Here is a 14,370-nt window from a genome sequence, read left to right on the forward strand (position 1 = left end):
GGCATGTCAGGAAGAACGGGGTCATAGGCATTGCTGTTGCTGCGCAACAGATCGCGGGACAAGCCACGCTCCTGCAGAGGCTTGTCCCAAAGAAGGTTGCAATCAACTATTCGGCAACAACCGGCACGTGATGCTCTTGATGTAGCGCGTTTCCGGGATAGCCGGGTGTACCGGGTGGTCCGGACCCTGACCGCCGCGTTCCAGCAGCTGGATATTGCGGTCCAGGTGGCGGGCGCTGGTGAGGAGGATGTTCTGCAGATCGTCCTCAGGCAGGTGCATCGAGCAGGAGGCGCTGACCAGGATGCCGTCTTTGCTCAGCAGGCGCATGGCTTGCTCGTTCAGGCGACGGTAGGCGCCTTCGCCGTTTTTCAGGTCTTTCTTGCGTTTGATGAAGGCGGGCGGATCGGCAACGATCACGTCGAAGCGCTCTTCAGCGGCTTTCAACTCTTTCAAGGCCTCGAACACGTCGCCTTCAATGCAGGTGACTTTCTCGGCGAAGCCGTTCAGCCCGGCGTTGCGTTCAACACCATCGAGCGCGAACCCCGAGGCATCAACGCAGAACACTTCGCTGGCGCCGAATGCGCCAGCCTGGACGCCCCAGCCGCCGATGTAACTGAACAGGTCCAGCACGCGTTTGCCTTTGACGTAGGGTGCCAGACGCGCGCGGTTCATGCGGTGGTCATAGAACCAGCCGGTCTTCTGACCTTCCATGACCGGCGCTTCGAATTTCACGCCGTTCTCTTCCAGCGCCACCCACTCCGGTACCAGGCCGAACGCGGTTTCGACGTAGCGGGTCAGGCCCTCGGCGTCGCGCGCCGCGGAATCGTTTTTCAGCAGGATGCCACTCGGCTTGATCACTTGAATCAGCGCCGCCAGGACGTCGTCCTTGTGATGCTCCATGGTCGCAGAGGCCAGTTGCACCACCAGGATATCGCCGAAACGATCGACCACCAGACCCGGCAACAGGTCGGAATCACCGTACACCAGGCGATAAAAAGGTTTGTCGAACAGGCGCTCGCGCAGCGACAGGCAGACGTTCAGGCGATGCACCAGCAGCGACTTGTCCAGCGGCAGCTTGACGTCGCGCGACAGCAAGCGCGCGCAGATCAGGTTGTTCGGGCTCATGGCGACGATGCCCAGCGGTTTGCCGCCCGCTGCTTCCAGAATCGCTTGAGTGCCCGCAGCAAAGCCGTTGAGCGGGGTGGCGGCAACGTCTATTTCGTTGCTGTAGATCCACAGGTGACCGGCGCGCAGGCGACGGTCGGCGTTGGGCTTGAGGCGCAAGCTAGGCAGGGACATGACGTCGCTCCGGAAAAAAGAGCGGGATTATAACGCGTGATCTCGCCCGCGCGCGTCTGGCGATGAATTAACCGGCTAGCGGTCTGTCGGACCCAGAGAGTGTTTCAACGGTTGTCGAAGCATGGGCGGTAAGGGTTAGAATCGCCCCCTGACCTTGAGTGTGTAGTTATGTCCCAAGAGCTTACTTCCGAGCAGATCCAGCAGGCGTTGCAAGGCATCAGCGTTCCGCCCCAGCCGCAAATCATGGTCGATTTGCAGATGGAGCAGTACATGCCCGACCCTGATCTGGGTGTGATCGCCCGGTTGATCGCACAGGACCCCGGCCTCTCCGGCGCTCTGCTGAAAATCGTCAACTCGGCGCATTACGGTCTGACGAACAAGATCGCTTCGATTCAGCGCGCGGTGAACCTGCTGGGCAGCCGGTCCATTATCAACCTGATCAACGCGCAGTCGATCAAAGGTGAGATGACTGACGAAACCATCGTGGTGCTCAACCGCTTCTGGGACACCGCTCAGGACGTCGCCATGACCAGCCTGACGCTGGCCAAACGACTCGGCTCGCAGACGGTGGACGAATCCTATGCGCTGGGCCTGTTTCACGATTGCGGCGTACCGTTGATGCTCAAGCGTTTTCCGGAGTACATGAACGTGCTGGAGCAGGCGTACGCCAACGCCGGCCCGGACTGCCGTGTGGTGGACACGGAAAACCGCGTTCTCAACACCAATCACGCGGTTGTCGGGTACTTCACGGCCAAATCGTGGCGTTTGCCCGAACATGTCAGCAACGCAATCGCCAATCATCACAATGCGCTGGCGATCTTTCAGGACGATACGGGCCGTAATGCGCCGCTGAAAAACCTGTTGGCGACGCTGAAGATGGCCGAGCACATCTGCTCGTCCCATCGTGTATTGGGTAATCAGGCCGTTGACCATGAGTGGAACAGCATCGGTCACCTGATCCTCGATTACGTCGGCCTGTCCGATTACGACTTCGAAAACCTTAAAGAAAGTATCCGTGAACTGAGCGCGCACTGATCACGTGCGCCTGCGGTCCCGTCTCCTCCGAGCTGCTGCCTCATGCCTGAATTACCTGAAGTCGAAACCACCCGTCGGGGCATCGCGCCTCATCTGGAAGGGCAACGCGTCAGTCGCGTGATCGTTCGTGACCGGCGTTTGCGCTGGCCGATTCCCGAGGATCTGGACGTCCGTCTGTCCGGCCAGAAAATCGTGGTCGTGGAGCGACGCGCCAAATACCTGCTGATCCAGGCCGAGGTCGGGACATTGATCAGCCACTTGGGCATGTCGGGCAATCTGAGGCTGGTCGAGGCAGGGCTTCCCGCACTCAAGCACGAGCACGTCGACATCGAGCTCGAATCCGGGCTGGCGCTGCGTTACACCGACCCGCGCCGCTTTGGCGCGATGCTCTGGAGTCTGGACCCCCACAACCATGAGTTGCTGATTCGCCTGGGGCCTGAACCGTTGACAGACCTGTTCGATGGCTTGCGTCTGTACGAGCTGTCGCGCGGACGGTCGATGGCGGTCAAGCCGTTCATCATGGACAACGCCGTCGTCGTGGGCGTGGGCAATATCTATGCGACCGAAGCGCTGTTTGCGGCGGGTATCGATCCGCGCCGTGAAGCCAAGAGCATTTCCAAGGCGCGCTACATAAAGCTGGCCATCGAGATCAAACGCATTCTGGCGGCGGCCATCGAACGGGGCGGCACGACGTTGCGTGACTTCATTGGCGGCGACGGCCAGCCGGGGTATTTCCAGCAGGAATTGTTCGCATATGGTCGCGGCGAAGAGCCCTGCAAGGTCTGTGGCACCACGATGCGTGAGGTCAAACTGGGACAGCGGGCGAGCGTGTATTGCCCCAAATGTCAGAAGTAGGGCGCGGTATCGTGCGGATGTGTGTCGCGAATGAAACAGACATCCGCTTGCTTAACCCCGATCCCTGTTTATAGTGAGCACCATCACTTTTCGTTGAGCCTGAAGGACCACGCCATGCGCCCGTTTCGTATTCTCGCCGCTATCCTGGCCTTGTTCTTCGGCTTGCAGATGACACCGGCCATGGCGCAGGTCGAGGCAGCGGGCAGCGGTGATCCTGTCTACCAGATTCAGAATCCCCCGGCTTACGCGATGATGGGCGACCTTCTGATCGCACGTCCGCTGCTGATCGTGGCAACCGTGATCGGTGCGGGGTTGTTCGTGATCGCATCGCCGTTCGCTGCGGCGGGCGGTAATCTCGGCGCGACGGGCAAGGCGCTGGTAGTCGATCCCGGTAAAGCAGCCTTCGTGCGGTGCCTGGGTTGCACCACGAGTGGCTACGGCAAGCACGACTGATCCGTGCAGGCGCGCACCAGGTGCAGCGGCGCGTCGGGTCTGAACGTCGTCGATTGACCGACACCGCGAGGGTCACTCGCGGCTTCCACGCTGGCGTTGTTCTTGCGCCATAACAGCACTTGCAGATCGCCAAAATCGCGCTTGGTCTCCCTGACTCGGTGACCGCGCTCGCGCAGGTCGCTCAATTCCTCTTCGGTGAACGCACCTGCCTCGTATTCCACCACGTCCGGAATGTACTGGTGATGGTAGCGCGGTGCTGAGGTCCATTGGCTGACGGGCTGATCGTCCAGGTATTGCAGTATCGACAGCAGCATCACACTGGGAATCCGGCTGCCGCCTGGCGTACCGAAGGCTGTGAACGCCTGAGGGCTTTCAATGAAGCTGGGGCTCATGCTCGACAGCGGGCGCTTGCCGGGCTCGATGATGTTCGCCTGGCTGCCGACCAGTCCGTAGGTATTGCTGCCTTTGGGGTCAACGGCGAAGTCGTCCATTTCATCGTTCAAAAGTACACCCGTCCCGGGCACTGTGAACGTTGAGCCGAACGGCAGGTTCAATGATAGCGTTGCCGCAACGGCGTTGCCCTCGTTGTCGAGGACCGAGAAATGGCTGGTGTTGTCACCTTCTCGCCAGCGCGGAGCGGGCGGCAAGCTGTTGTTGGGCGTGGCCCGGTGAGGATCGATGCTGCCCGTCAGTTCAAACAGATAATCAGGTGCCAGTACCTGGGCGATCGGGTTGGGCACGAAGTCAGGATCGCCCAATAACACTCGATCTCGAAAAGCACGCCGCAGGACCTCCACCACGTAATGGGCGCGCTGCACCTTGTCCGATTCCCGCCACGGCAATTGCTGCAGCATGAACAGGCTTTGTGCCAAGGCGATGCCGCCCGCGGAAGGCGGAGGCGCGCTGATCAGTTCGCGCTGGTCTGCCAACTGGAAGCGAAGCGGCGTTCGGGTGATGACGTCGTATTCTTCGAAATCGTGGTAGTTCCAGATACCACCCGCTGCGCGAACGCCGCTGACCATGGCCTGTGCCGTCAGCCCGCGGTAAAAGCCGGCGCGACCTTTGTCCGCGATGCGATCCAGGGTCTGCGCGAGTTCGGGCTGTTTGATGACTTCGCCGATGTCAGGCACGTCGTTATTGCGCAAGAACAGGCGCGCACTTTCCTTATTGGCGCGCAGGGCGAACAACCGCCAGCTGGCGCGCTCCCGGTACACCTCATCGACCTTGAAACCGCGATAAGCCACGCGGATGGCCGGGGCCATGGAGATGCGCAAGGGCAAGCGGCCGTAACGCTCGGCGAGTTCCACCAGAGCGGCCGGTAAGCCCGGAATCGCGGCGGCCAGCGGACCATTCAGAGAAAGATCCGGCTGCGCGACGCCATTGCGATAAAACATCTTGAGCCTGGACTTGAGCGGTGCTTTTTCCCGCGCATCAAGAAACTGATACTGCACAGGCTCCCCTGCCTGACGCAGCAAAAAGAACCCTCCACCGCCCATACCTGAACCGTAAGGCTCGACCACGGCAAGCGTGGCGCTGATCGCGATCGCGGCATCGAAAGCGTTGCCGCCGTCGACGAGGATTTCCCGACCGGCGGCAGTGGCAATGGGGTGTGGGCTGGCAATGGCGGCCTGATCAGGGTGATCAGGACTGGCTTGGGCAGAGAGGGCGCACAGTGAAAGCACTGTGCAAAACAATGAGGGTCGTCGCCTCAGCATCGATGTCATGCGTATCTCGCCTCACGTCAACAGGCATTACACCCAGTGTTTTCGGCGAAAGCGCGGAAGCCGACAAAATTTGCCTCTGGTTATGCCTTACGAGTAATCAACTGGTATTTGGCCATGAGCTCTTCTTTGCTCTCGACGTGATTCTCATCCAGCGGAATGCAGTCCACGGGGCAGACCTGCTGGCACTGCGGCTCGTCGTAATGGCCAACGCATTCGGTGCACAGGTTCGGGTTGATCACATAGATCTCCTCACCTTGGGAAATCGCTTCGTTCGGGCACTCGGGTTCGCAGACGTCGCAATTGATGCAATCGTCGGTGATGATCAGGGACATGGATACTCCTGCCGCGGTCGACACCGGGGCATATCTGAACTAATGCGGCGAATTGTGCCGCATTAGCGCACGGTATGCACCTGCACATGACTCACGAACCGGGCTTAAACCTTTCCTTGAGCGCCTGAGCGACAGCCGGGTGTACGAATTTGGTGATGTCTCCGCCCAACGCCGCAATTTCTCTGACCAGCGTAGATGAAATGAAGGAATAGCGTTCGGACGGCGTGAGAAAAAGACTTTCCACGTCGGGCGCCAGCTGTTTGTTCATGTTGGCGAGCTGAAACTCGTACTCGAAGTCGGACACGGCACGCAGTCCGCGCAGCAGGATATTGGCGTTCTGCTCCTGGGCAAAATGCGCCAGCAGACTTGAGAAACCCACGACTTCGACGTTTGGCAGGTGTTTGGTGACTTCGCGAGCCAGTGCTACACGCTGTTCCAGAGGGAATAACGGGTTTTTCTTCGGGCTGGCGGCAACGGCTATGACCACTTGATCAAACAGGCGCGAGGCGCGTTCCACCAGATCGCCATGGCCCTTGGTGATTGGATCGAAGGTGCCTGGGTACAACACTCGGTTCATCGCGTCGTCCTGGTCGGAGTCCGTAGGGGACTCGGATGGTAGCGCAGCGGGGGCAAGGGGCCAAGTCGTACCCTCGCCTGTATCGGACCCCTGCGCTTGATGCGCTGTATCGTCTGTAGGAGCGTCAAGTACGCTTCAATCTGTCCAGCAACTCCGTCGCCAGCTTTGCCGTCAACCCATACACCGACAGCTGAGGGTTAGCGCCGATGCTGGTCGGAAACAGCGATCCGTCATGAATCGACAGGTTTTCCAGTTGGTGGTGCCTGCCCAGGCTGTCAGTGACGGCGTTTGCGGCGTCTTCGCCCATGGCACAGCCACCCATGACGTGCGCGCTGCCCAGGCGCGTGCGGAAAATCTCGAGTCTGAGGGAGTCGATCAGCGAACGCGCCTGAGCGGCGGTTTTCACATAGTCGGCGTCGCCGTGTAACGGCATGACGGCTTTGGCGCCGCCCGCAAACTGGATCTCGGCCATGGTGTGCAGCGACCGACGCACGCCGTCCCAGGCATAGGGCGACACTTGATAATCCAGTACCGGCGTGTCATCGCCGCGCAGTTCGACCGTCCCGCCGAGGCTGTCGGGGTGAAAACCATCGCGCAGCAGCGCCAGCATCATGTGCGTGTGCGGCAACTGGGCCATGCGCTCGGCATTCTTCTGACCATAATCGCCCAGCAACGTCGCCGTCAGCGCAGGCTGCAAGGGCGGGACCTCAAGCTTGTAGGCCATGGGGCCTGTCACGCCGTCGCGCCACTGAAAATGATCGGAGTAAATCGATTGCGGCGCGCCGTAGAACGGATTGATGACCTTGTCGAACAGGCCCGCCGAGAATGCCACCAGGTGCAGGAAAGTCCGCTTTCCCAGGCGGCCATGCGGGTCTGGTGCCTTGGAGCGCATCAGCAGGGCAGGGCTGTTGATGCCGCCGCCGGCGAGCACGGTGTGCCGCGCCTTCACGGTGATGTGGCGCCCAGTGGGCGCGACGCAACGTTCATCCATCGCCTGGCACTCTACGCCGAGTACTTTGCCCTTTTGGATGATCAGGCGGTCGGCGCGAGTCAGGTAAAGCAGCTCGCCCCCTCGTTCCAGCATTGCAGGAATGGTCGTCACGAGCATGGATTGCTTGGCGTTGGTCGGGCAACCCATTCCGCAATAGCCCAGATTCCAGCAGCCGCGCACGTTGCGCGGGATGACATGCCAGCTGTAGCCGAGTGCCTCGCAGCCTTGGCGAATGACGTCGTTATTGGCGTTTGGCGGCATGATCCAGGGCGCGACGCCCAGTCGTTGTTCCATTTTGTCGAACCACGGGGCCATTTCGGCCGGGCTGTGTCCTTTCACGCCATGCTCGCGGGCCCAGTGATCGAGGGTCTGGTCCGGCGTGCGAAAGCTCGATGTCCAGTTGATCAGCGTAGTGCCACCCACCGCGCGGCCTTGCAGGATCGTGATGGCGCCGTCCTTGCTCATCCGGCCGATGCCCTCCTGATACAGCGTCGAATAGGCCTCGTCCTCCAGCAATTTAAAGTCGGAGCTGGTTTTCAACGGTCCCTCTTCGATGATCACTACGTTGAGGCCGGCTGCGCTGAGGATTTCCGCCGTGGTGCCGCCGCCTGCACCGCTGCCGATGATGACCACATCGGCTTCCAGCGTCAGGTCCCGCTCAAGCATCGAGCCGTTATGGGTCTTCCAGCCGCGAGCAAGACCCTCGCGGAACGTGTCGGGAACAGGCATAAAACCTCGTTATTTTTATGTGTGCTGGATCAGATTTTCGGTGGTCCGGGATACCCGCACGCGGCCCATGACTCAGCCCGGCTGTACCAGGCCATGAGCACCAGCTGCAGCAATGAGCCGTGGCCCTGGCGCAAAAGATTCAGCGAGCTGTTTTGCCAGCGGCCGAGAAAATGTCGTATTTGCTCGGCGTCGGCGGTTTCCCAACCGCCCCAGATCCCCGTCAGCGGTCCTCGGGTGATGGCCATGGCCAGCACATCGAAGAGTTGTTGAGTCAGCTTGAGCATCTCCGGGGAAAGACGCGCCAGGCCACTGTCCAGGCTGTGCAACGTGGCTTCCACCGCGTTCTTTACGGTGACCGCCGCCGTTGCGCCCTCGAGCATGACCGGAATCACGGCCTGCAAAAACGGCATGTCGCTGACACGCAGTACGCTGAAACCCGGCGCGGCCGTGGTGCTGGAGCATCCGCTGAGACTCGCCGTTACGCCTGCCGTGGACAGAAATACCGTTGCCCCTAACCCGAGTTTCAGGACGCAGCGTCGGGAAACGCCCGAAGCCGCGACCCTCATCGCACGAACACCCGATGGATCAGCTTCTGTATCGCCTTGCCATAAGGCGGATATATCAGCCGCGCGGCATTGAAACGCTGCTTGATGAACACGCCTTTGGCCTTGCTGAAGGTCAGAAAGCCTTCGTGACCGTGGTAGTGCCCCATCCCGGATGCACCGATACCGCCGAACGGCAAGTCGTCTTGTGCGACATGGAGCAGGGTGTCGTTCAGACAGACGCCACCGGAATGCGTCTGTTCCAGTACGCGTTTTTGCTCCGCCTTGTCGTAGCCGAAGTAATACAGCGCGAGTGGGCGAGGTCGTTGATTGATGTAGTCGAAGGCCTGCTCGATGCGGTCATAAGGGATGATGGGTAACAACGGGCCGAAAATCTCGTCCTGCATGACCAGCATCTCGTCTTTGACGTTGAGCAAGAGGCTGAACGGCATGCGTCGTCCCTGGCCTTCTTCGTACAACGAGATGACGTTCGCGCCCTTGCTTTTCGCGTCGGCCAGGTAGCCGTTCAGCCGTGCCAGGTGCCGCGGGTTGATGATGGCCGTGTAGTCCGGGTTGTCGGCCAGGGTTGGATAGAAGCCGGTGACCGCCTTTTTGTACGCCTCGACAAAATCCATCACGCGGTCCCTCGGCACCAGCACGTAATCCGGCGCGACGCAGGTCTGGCCAGCGTTCAGCGTTTTGCCGAAGGCAATGCGCTCGGCAGCGTCCTTCAACGGCACGTCATGGGAGACGATGGCGGGCGACTTACCGCCCAACTCCAGTGTGACGGGCGTCAGATTCTCTGCCGCCGCGCGCATCACGTGTCGCCCCACGCTGGTGGCGCCGGTGAACAATAAATGATCAAAGGGCAGTCGGGAAAACGCCACGCCGACGTCCGCCTCGCCCAGCACCACCGACACCAGGTCCTCGGGGAAGACCCGGGCGAACAGCTTCTTGAGCAACTCGCCTGTCGCGGGTGTCGACTCGCTGAGCTTGAGCATCACCCGATTGCCGGCAGCCAATGCGCCCACCAGCGGGCCAATTGCCAAATACAGCGGATAGTTCCACGGCACGATCACGCCAATCACGCCCAGTGGCTGATAGATGACTTTTGCTGAGGCGGGCTGGAACGCCATTCCCACACGGCGCCGAGACGCGCGCATCCACGTTTTTAGATGGCGACATGCGTAATGGATGTTGTGGAGACTTGGCATCAATTCGGCGAGCAGCGTCTCGTCGGCGCTGCGGTGACTGAAGTCCGCACTGATGGCGTCGATCAACGCCTGGCGCTCGTCGCTGAGCAATTGACGAAGGCTGTCGAGCCACTGCAGGCGTTGCCCGGCCGCTGGCATCGGGTCCGCCGCGAATGCCCGCCGCTGACTGTCGAACAGTCGTTGAAGTTCGGCATTCGGGTCGGGTAGATCGCCAGGCAGAGGCAGGCGGACGGATTCAACAGGCATCGCTGCAGTTCCTTTTGGACGTTGTAGCGTTGTTTTTAGAGTCATTGCTCTAGAAAGTCAAATGCGCTCGTCATGTTCATCGCCGGCATTGTCATGCCGCTTGCACCGCGCAAATCCGCGGGCCAGACTGCTTGCGCCGGTTCCTGGCGAACCGATTCGCTACACGTGACATGGAGTCTCAATGCGTACGGACTATCTGGCGTTCTTCTTTTCCCTTTTTCTCTCGCGGTTGGCCGATCAGATTCTGTTGTTTCTGGTTCCGCTGATTGTCTTCCAGACCACCCAAAGCGCCTCCTGGGCAGGTGTGGCGTTTTTCGTCGAGACGCTGCCGCGCTTTTTGGCATTCCCCATCTGCGGCGCACTGTGCGACAAGTACGCCCCGATCCGCTTGTTGCACATCAGTCAGATGTACCGCGCAGTGATCTGCGTGGTTGCGATGGTCTTGTACGGAGTGTTTGGCGGGATTTACTGGCTGGTATTGCTTTCCGCGATCTGCGGGGTGCTGACCACTCAAGGGATCATGGCGCGTGAAGTGGTGATGCCCCATATCTTCGCGGACTATCGATACGGCAAGACGCTGTCCTACTCACAGATCGCCGACCAGACCGGGCTTGTCCTCGGCCCGCTGCTGGCGGCACTCTCGCTGGAGTTCTGCCCGTGGCCAGGCGTGGTCGTCGGCGTCGCGTTGCTGTTCGTGCTCGCTGACGTCGCGATGCGTGAGTGGCAGCGCAGCAGCAACGTGACACTGGAGACGTTCGAGCAGCATGCAGACATCTGGTTTCAACCCTTGCGGATTGCTTTCAGCCACATCCGGCGGTCCGCCGAGCTCAAAAAAATCATTTGCCTGGCGGCAGGCGTGAATCTCATCGTGGGCGTGACGCTGGCCAGCTCGGCGGCCATGGTCATCGGCTCATTCGGTGAAAGCAAAGACTTCTACGCGGCGCTTCAAGCGTCGGGCGCGCTGGTCACCATTGTGATTCTGTTCGGGCTGGCCCGTATCACGTTGCCGCTGTCGGTGCTTGGCAGGGTGTCTTACTGCGCCATCACGCTGGGTGCGCTGATCACCGCCACCGGTGCGGCCTCCGAGATTTACCTGATGGGCTTCCTGCTTATCGTCGGTTTCGACAAGATGTTCAATGTCTACATGCGGACCATCCGTCAACGCGTGATTCCCGTGCGAGATTTCGGCAAGACCGTCGGCGTCATCACACTGCTGAACAACCTGACCCAACCGCTGGCCGGTTTGTTGGTGGGGGTGTGGGCCGTGTCGATGGGGTTACGGGGCGTGATTCTCGCGCTGGCACTGGCCGCCGTGGTGATTGGCGTTGTCGTGGCCGTCGCCACCCGGACGAAGGTGGCGGCCCCCGTCGAGTCATGAGGGCTGCACCGCATCGCGGCGCTTGCGTTAAGATCGGACACATTCCTGTCACGTCCCAACGTTCGAGTCGAGCATGGCGCCGCGCATCAAAACCTTACGCATCAAGACCCGTGAACGCATCGTGCAGAGCAGCCTGGAGCTGTTCAATCAGCAGGGTGAGCGCAGCGTCAGTACCAACCACATCGCTGCGCACATGGAGATCTCGCCGGGCAATCTGTATTACCACTTCGCCAACAAGCAGGCGATCATCGCCGAGCTGTTCAACGAATACGAAGCCTTGGTGGACAGTTTCCTGCATCCGCCCAAAGGTCGCTTGCCGGGTGTCGAAGACAAGCGTCATTACCTGACCGCGATTCTGGACGGCATGTGGCGCTACCGTTTTCTGCACCGCGACCTTGAACATCTGCTCGAAGCCGACCCTGAGCTGGCGGCACGCTATCGGCGGTTTTCGCAGCATTGTCTGATCAAGGCCATGGCCATTTACGGCGGCTTCGTCGAAGCAGGGATTCTGGACATGGACAAGGTGCAGATCGAATCGCTCACGCTCAATGCCTGGATCATCCTGACCTCCTGGGTGCGTTTCCTCTGCACCACCCGGGAAAACGCCACACACCTGAACGAAGACGCCATTCGGCGCGGCGTGTATCAGGTGCTGATGCTCGAACTCGCTTACGTTACGCCCGAGGCTCGGGAAGCCGTGCATGCCCTTTGCGCCGAATTTTATGTGCCGCTTAACAAGGCACTGGAGGACGCGAGCTGAAGTGCGGCGCTCGTTCGCTCAAATGGATTGTCTTATCGCTATAGCCACTTTCACTGTCTGCAGGAGCCTGTCATGTCCATCGCGCAATTGATCAGCCCGCAACAACTGGCCGAACGCCAACAAGAGCCCGGGCTTGTGATTCTGGATTGTCGTTCCTCACTTGATGACCTGGATTACGGTCAGCGCAGCTATGCCGAGGGGCACATAGAGGGTTCTTCCTACGCAGACCTGCTCAATGACCTGAGCGGTCCCGTTACCAAAGGCGTCACCGGTCGCCATCCGCTGCCCGATCCGCAGGTACTGATCGAGCGCCTGCGTTTTTGGGGTGTCAATAACGACAGCGACATCGTGCTCTATGACGATGGCCCCGGCGCCTACGCCGCCAGGGCGTGGTGGTTACTGGCATGGCTGGGCAAGCGTGATGGCGTGTACATCCTTGATGGCGGGCTGAAGGCCTGGCATGCGGCGGGACTGCCATTGAGTCTGGACCCGCCGGAACATCGACAAGGTTCGTTCCAGGGCGCGCCCGATCAATCCCTGGTGTTGAGCGCAGCGGATTTGCAGGGGAGGCTGGGAGCGCCGGAGATGACCTTGATCGACGCCCGGGCGCCGGCGCGCTTTCGCGGTGAGGTCGAGCCGATCGACCCTATAGCAGGGCACATTCCCGGTGCTCAATGCGCAGCGTTTACCGACAACCTGGCCGCCGACGGACGTTTTCTCCCGGCCGAACAGCTCAAACAGCGGTTTGCACACACGCTGAAAGGGCGCTCGCCAGACCAGTTGGTGGCCTATTGCGGTTCCGGTGTCACGGCATGTCATAACCTGTTTGCCCTGTGTCTGGCTGGCTATCCGCTGGGCAGGTTGTATGCGGGGTCCTGGAGCGAGTGGATCAATGATCCGGCCCGAGGTATTGCGACGGGGGACTGACGACGGCTGTAGAAAACGGTGGGAGTGAGATCACGCTAGATCTGCCCCATCGCCCATCGCAGCAAAAAGAACACCACCAGACCGCCTCCTATGGTCGCCAGCAGGTTACGGCTGAACGCTGCAATCGCGATTGCAGCGATGCCGGCCAGCAAGTACGCGTTCTGGAACGACACCTGCCAGTGCTGGCCGTCTGGCAGCAGCATGCCCGGTACCACGATGGCGGTCAGGACGGCAGTTGGCACGTAGTGCAGGCCTTGTCGCACGACCGGCGGGAAGCGCAGGTTCGGCCAGGCGAAGAGGCTGTAGCGCATCAGGAAGGTGATCGCGCTCATGCCCAGAATCAGCCACCAATAACTCATGGATGCACCCCCTCGCGGGATCGGTCGTGAGGGCGCGCCGCCTGCCGACGTTCAAGCAGAACACCCACGGCAATCCCGCTGAACGCGGCAGCCATCAGCCCCAGCTTGTACGGCAGTGACCACGTGACCAGCGCCACGGCGCCCGCCACCAGGGCAGCGGCGATCTGCGGCTGATTGCGTAACAGCGGCACTACGATGCCGATGAACGTTGCCAGCATCGCGAACTCCAGGCCCCAGCTCGCCATGTCCGGAACCGCCTGACCGAACAATACGCCCACCAGTGAACTGCCGACCCAACAGGCGTAAAGTGCGCTCGCCACGCCGAGCCAATACCAATGCGCCAGCGGTTGGCGGCCGTGGACGATGTAGTAACGCTGCACAACCGCAAACGTTTCGTCGGTCAGCCAGAACGCCAGCAGCAATCGCCAGCGTTGGGGCAAACCCTGGACCTGCGGCTGCAAGGTGGCGCTGTAAAGCACATGGCGCAGATTGACGATGAAGGTGGTCAGCAGGATCACCACGGCGCTGGCGCCGGCGCCCATCAGACTGACAACGATGAACTGTGCGGACCCGGCATAGACGAACAACGACATGCCGACCGCTTGCCACAGCGACAAGCCACCGACACCGGCGAGGGTTCCGAAGATGATGCCGAACGGCGCGATGCCGACGAGCATAGGCACACTGTCGCGAAGACCGCGGACGTAGAGTTGATGGCGGGACATGCTGTTCTCCTTATGCCCCGAATGTTAGGCGGGTGCGGGAGCGCTGTCTTGAACGATCTTGCACAGATCAAAACCGGTCTTGAACCGTAGCAGCCGGCATTGCTGGCGAATGCGGTGGTTCAGTCACATCAACGGCGACTGACACTCCGCATTCGCTGCCCTCGTAACCTCGGACGGCTCCTACAAGATCCGCGTCGTTCTAAAGACATGGGGACGCCGCTGAT

Annotated in this window: 15 protein-coding genes; 6 read left to right on the forward strand and 9 right to left on the reverse strand. The window is 60.6% G+C overall.

Going from position 1 to position 14,370, the window contains the following annotated elements; genetic code table 11:
* Window positions 1–102: 102 nt before the first annotated feature.
* The gene (locus BMY73_RS17265) at window positions 103–1,299 is read right to left on the reverse strand and encodes a class I SAM-dependent rRNA methyltransferase (RefSeq protein WP_092408573.1); all 1,197 of its coding nucleotides are present in this window, start codon (window positions 1,297–1,299) and stop codon (window positions 103–105) included.
* Between the two features lie 168 nt (window positions 1,300–1,467).
* Between BMY73_RS17265 and BMY73_RS17270 the strand changes: the two genes are divergently transcribed.
* The 3 genes from BMY73_RS17270 to BMY73_RS17280 all read left to right on the forward strand — a co-directional run bounded on the left by BMY73_RS17270 (window position 1,468) and on the right by BMY73_RS17280 (window position 3,642).
* The gene (locus tag BMY73_RS17270; protein ID WP_092408575.1) at window positions 1,468–2,334 is read left to right on the forward strand and encodes an HDOD domain-containing protein; all 867 of its coding nucleotides are present in this window, start codon (window positions 1,468–1,470) and stop codon (window positions 2,332–2,334) included.
* A gap of 42 nt (window positions 2,335–2,376) precedes the next feature.
* Window positions 2,377–3,189 (forward strand): bifunctional DNA-formamidopyrimidine glycosylase/DNA-(apurinic or apyrimidinic site) lyase, encoded by an 813-nt coding sequence (gene mutM, locus BMY73_RS17275; protein ID WP_092408577.1) that lies wholly within the window; start codon window positions 2,377–2,379, stop codon window positions 3,187–3,189.
* Window positions 3,190–3,303: 114 nt separating this feature from the next.
* The gene (locus BMY73_RS17280; protein ID WP_092408579.1) at window positions 3,304–3,642 is read left to right on the forward strand and encodes a multidrug transporter; all 339 of its coding nucleotides are present in this window, start codon (window positions 3,304–3,306) and stop codon (window positions 3,640–3,642) included.
* Here the strand turns inward: BMY73_RS17280 and ggt are convergent.
* The 6 genes from ggt to BMY73_RS17310 form a co-directional block, all read right to left on the reverse strand.
* Entirely contained in the window at window positions 3,624–5,366 is a 1,743-nt protein-coding gene (gene ggt, locus BMY73_RS17285) for a gamma-glutamyltransferase (protein WP_371914982.1), read from the reverse strand. The two genes, BMY73_RS17280 and ggt, sit on opposite strands and share 19 nt — an antisense overlap.
* 80 nt (window positions 5,367–5,446) lie before the next feature.
* Window positions 5,447–5,698, reverse strand: a complete 252-nt coding sequence (locus BMY73_RS17290; RefSeq protein WP_062385527.1) for a YfhL family 4Fe-4S dicluster ferredoxin — start codon at window positions 5,696–5,698, stop codon at window positions 5,447–5,449.
* Window positions 5,699–5,789: 91 nt separating this feature from the next.
* Window positions 5,790–6,275, reverse strand: a complete 486-nt coding sequence (gene coaD, locus BMY73_RS17295) for a pantetheine-phosphate adenylyltransferase (protein WP_092408583.1) — start codon at window positions 6,273–6,275, stop codon at window positions 5,790–5,792.
* A gap of 124 nt (window positions 6,276–6,399) precedes the next feature.
* Complete coding sequence (locus BMY73_RS17300) at window positions 6,400–7,995, reverse strand: GMC family oxidoreductase (RefSeq protein WP_092408585.1); 1,596 nt, start codon at window positions 7,993–7,995, stop codon at window positions 6,400–6,402.
* 29 nt (window positions 7,996–8,024) lie between these two features.
* Window positions 8,025–8,561: a twin-arginine translocation pathway signal protein gene (locus BMY73_RS17305; RefSeq protein WP_092408587.1), complete on the reverse strand. Its 537-nt coding sequence runs from the start codon at window positions 8,559–8,561 to the stop codon at window positions 8,025–8,027.
* Entirely contained in the window at window positions 8,558–9,997 is a 1,440-nt protein-coding gene (locus tag BMY73_RS17310; RefSeq protein WP_092408589.1) for a coniferyl aldehyde dehydrogenase, read from the reverse strand. The genes BMY73_RS17305 and BMY73_RS17310 overlap by 4 nt, the downstream gene beginning before the upstream one ends.
* 181 nt (window positions 9,998–10,178) lie before the next feature.
* Between BMY73_RS17310 and BMY73_RS17315 the strand changes: the two genes are divergently transcribed.
* The 3 genes from BMY73_RS17315 (at window position 10,179) to BMY73_RS17325 (ending at window position 13,062) form a co-directional block, all read left to right on the forward strand.
* Complete coding sequence (locus BMY73_RS17315) at window positions 10,179–11,375, forward strand: MFS transporter (RefSeq protein WP_062385518.1); 1,197 nt, start codon at window positions 10,179–10,181, stop codon at window positions 11,373–11,375.
* Window positions 11,376–11,448: 73 nt separating this feature from the next.
* Window positions 11,449–12,135 (forward strand): TetR/AcrR family transcriptional regulator, encoded by a 687-nt coding sequence (locus BMY73_RS17320; RefSeq protein ID WP_092408591.1) that lies wholly within the window; start codon window positions 11,449–11,451, stop codon window positions 12,133–12,135.
* 72 nt (window positions 12,136–12,207) lie between these two features.
* Window positions 12,208–13,062 (forward strand): sulfurtransferase, encoded by an 855-nt coding sequence (locus BMY73_RS17325; RefSeq protein WP_092408593.1) that lies wholly within the window; start codon window positions 12,208–12,210, stop codon window positions 13,060–13,062.
* A gap of 35 nt (window positions 13,063–13,097) precedes the next feature.
* Here the strand turns inward: BMY73_RS17325 and BMY73_RS17330 are convergent, their stop codons facing one another.
* Together BMY73_RS17330 and BMY73_RS17335 are read right to left on the reverse strand one after the other, a co-directional pair.
* On the reverse strand, window positions 13,098–13,421 hold the full coding sequence (locus tag BMY73_RS17330; protein WP_092408595.1) for an AzlD domain-containing protein: 324 nt from the start codon (window positions 13,419–13,421) through the stop codon (window positions 13,098–13,100).
* Window positions 13,418–14,146 carry an AzlC family ABC transporter permease gene (locus tag BMY73_RS17335; RefSeq protein ID WP_062385510.1) on the reverse strand — a complete coding sequence of 243 codons (729 nt, stop codon included), beginning with the start codon at window positions 14,144–14,146 and terminating at the stop codon, window positions 13,418–13,420. The genes BMY73_RS17330 and BMY73_RS17335 overlap by 4 nt, the downstream gene beginning before the upstream one ends.
* Window positions 14,147–14,370: the final 224 nt, after the last annotated feature.

Origin of the sequence: Pseudomonas sp. NFACC02 (assembly GCF_900110765.1) — a bacterium.
Lineage (GTDB): Bacteria > Pseudomonadota > Gammaproteobacteria > Pseudomonadales > Pseudomonadaceae > Aquipseudomonas.

Excerpts from the sequence above, each read along its gene's own strand:
- BMY73_RS17265 (WP_092408573.1), bottom strand. The coding sequence starts at position 1,299 with ATGTCCCTGCCTAGCTTGCGCCTCAAGCCCAACGCCGACCGTCGCCTG.
- BMY73_RS17270 (WP_092408575.1), top strand. The coding sequence starts at position 1,468 with ATGTCCCAAGAGCTTACTTCCGAGCAGATCCAGCAGGCGTTGCAAGGC.
- mutM (WP_092408577.1), top strand. The coding sequence starts at position 2,377 with ATGCCTGAATTACCTGAAGTCGAAACCACCCGTCGGGGCATCGCGCCT.
- BMY73_RS17280 (WP_092408579.1), top strand. The coding sequence starts at position 3,304 with ATGCGCCCGTTTCGTATTCTCGCCGCTATCCTGGCCTTGTTCTTCGGC.
- ggt (WP_371914982.1), bottom strand. The coding sequence starts at position 5,366 with ATGACATCGATGCTGAGGCGACGACCCTCATTGTTTTGCACAGTGCTT.
- BMY73_RS17290 (WP_062385527.1), bottom strand. The coding sequence starts at position 5,698 with ATGTCCCTGATCATCACCGACGATTGCATCAATTGCGACGTCTGCGAA.
- coaD (WP_092408583.1), bottom strand. The coding sequence starts at position 6,275 with ATGAACCGAGTGTTGTACCCAGGCACCTTCGATCCAATCACCAAGGGC.
- BMY73_RS17300 (WP_092408585.1), bottom strand. The coding sequence starts at position 7,995 with ATGCCTGTTCCCGACACGTTCCGCGAGGGTCTTGCTCGCGGCTGGAAG.
- BMY73_RS17305 (WP_092408587.1), bottom strand. The coding sequence starts at position 8,561 with ATGAGGGTCGCGGCTTCGGGCGTTTCCCGACGCTGCGTCCTGAAACTC.
- BMY73_RS17310 (WP_092408589.1), bottom strand. The coding sequence starts at position 9,997 with ATGCCTGTTGAATCCGTCCGCCTGCCTCTGCCTGGCGATCTACCCGAC.
- BMY73_RS17315 (WP_062385518.1), top strand. The coding sequence starts at position 10,179 with ATGCGTACGGACTATCTGGCGTTCTTCTTTTCCCTTTTTCTCTCGCGG.
- BMY73_RS17320 (WP_092408591.1), top strand. The coding sequence starts at position 11,449 with ATGGCGCCGCGCATCAAAACCTTACGCATCAAGACCCGTGAACGCATC.
- BMY73_RS17325 (WP_092408593.1), top strand. The coding sequence starts at position 12,208 with ATGTCCATCGCGCAATTGATCAGCCCGCAACAACTGGCCGAACGCCAA.
- BMY73_RS17330 (WP_092408595.1), bottom strand. The coding sequence starts at position 13,421 with ATGAGTTATTGGTGGCTGATTCTGGGCATGAGCGCGATCACCTTCCTG.
- BMY73_RS17335 (WP_062385510.1), bottom strand. The coding sequence starts at position 14,146 with ATGTCCCGCCATCAACTCTACGTCCGCGGTCTTCGCGACAGTGTGCCT.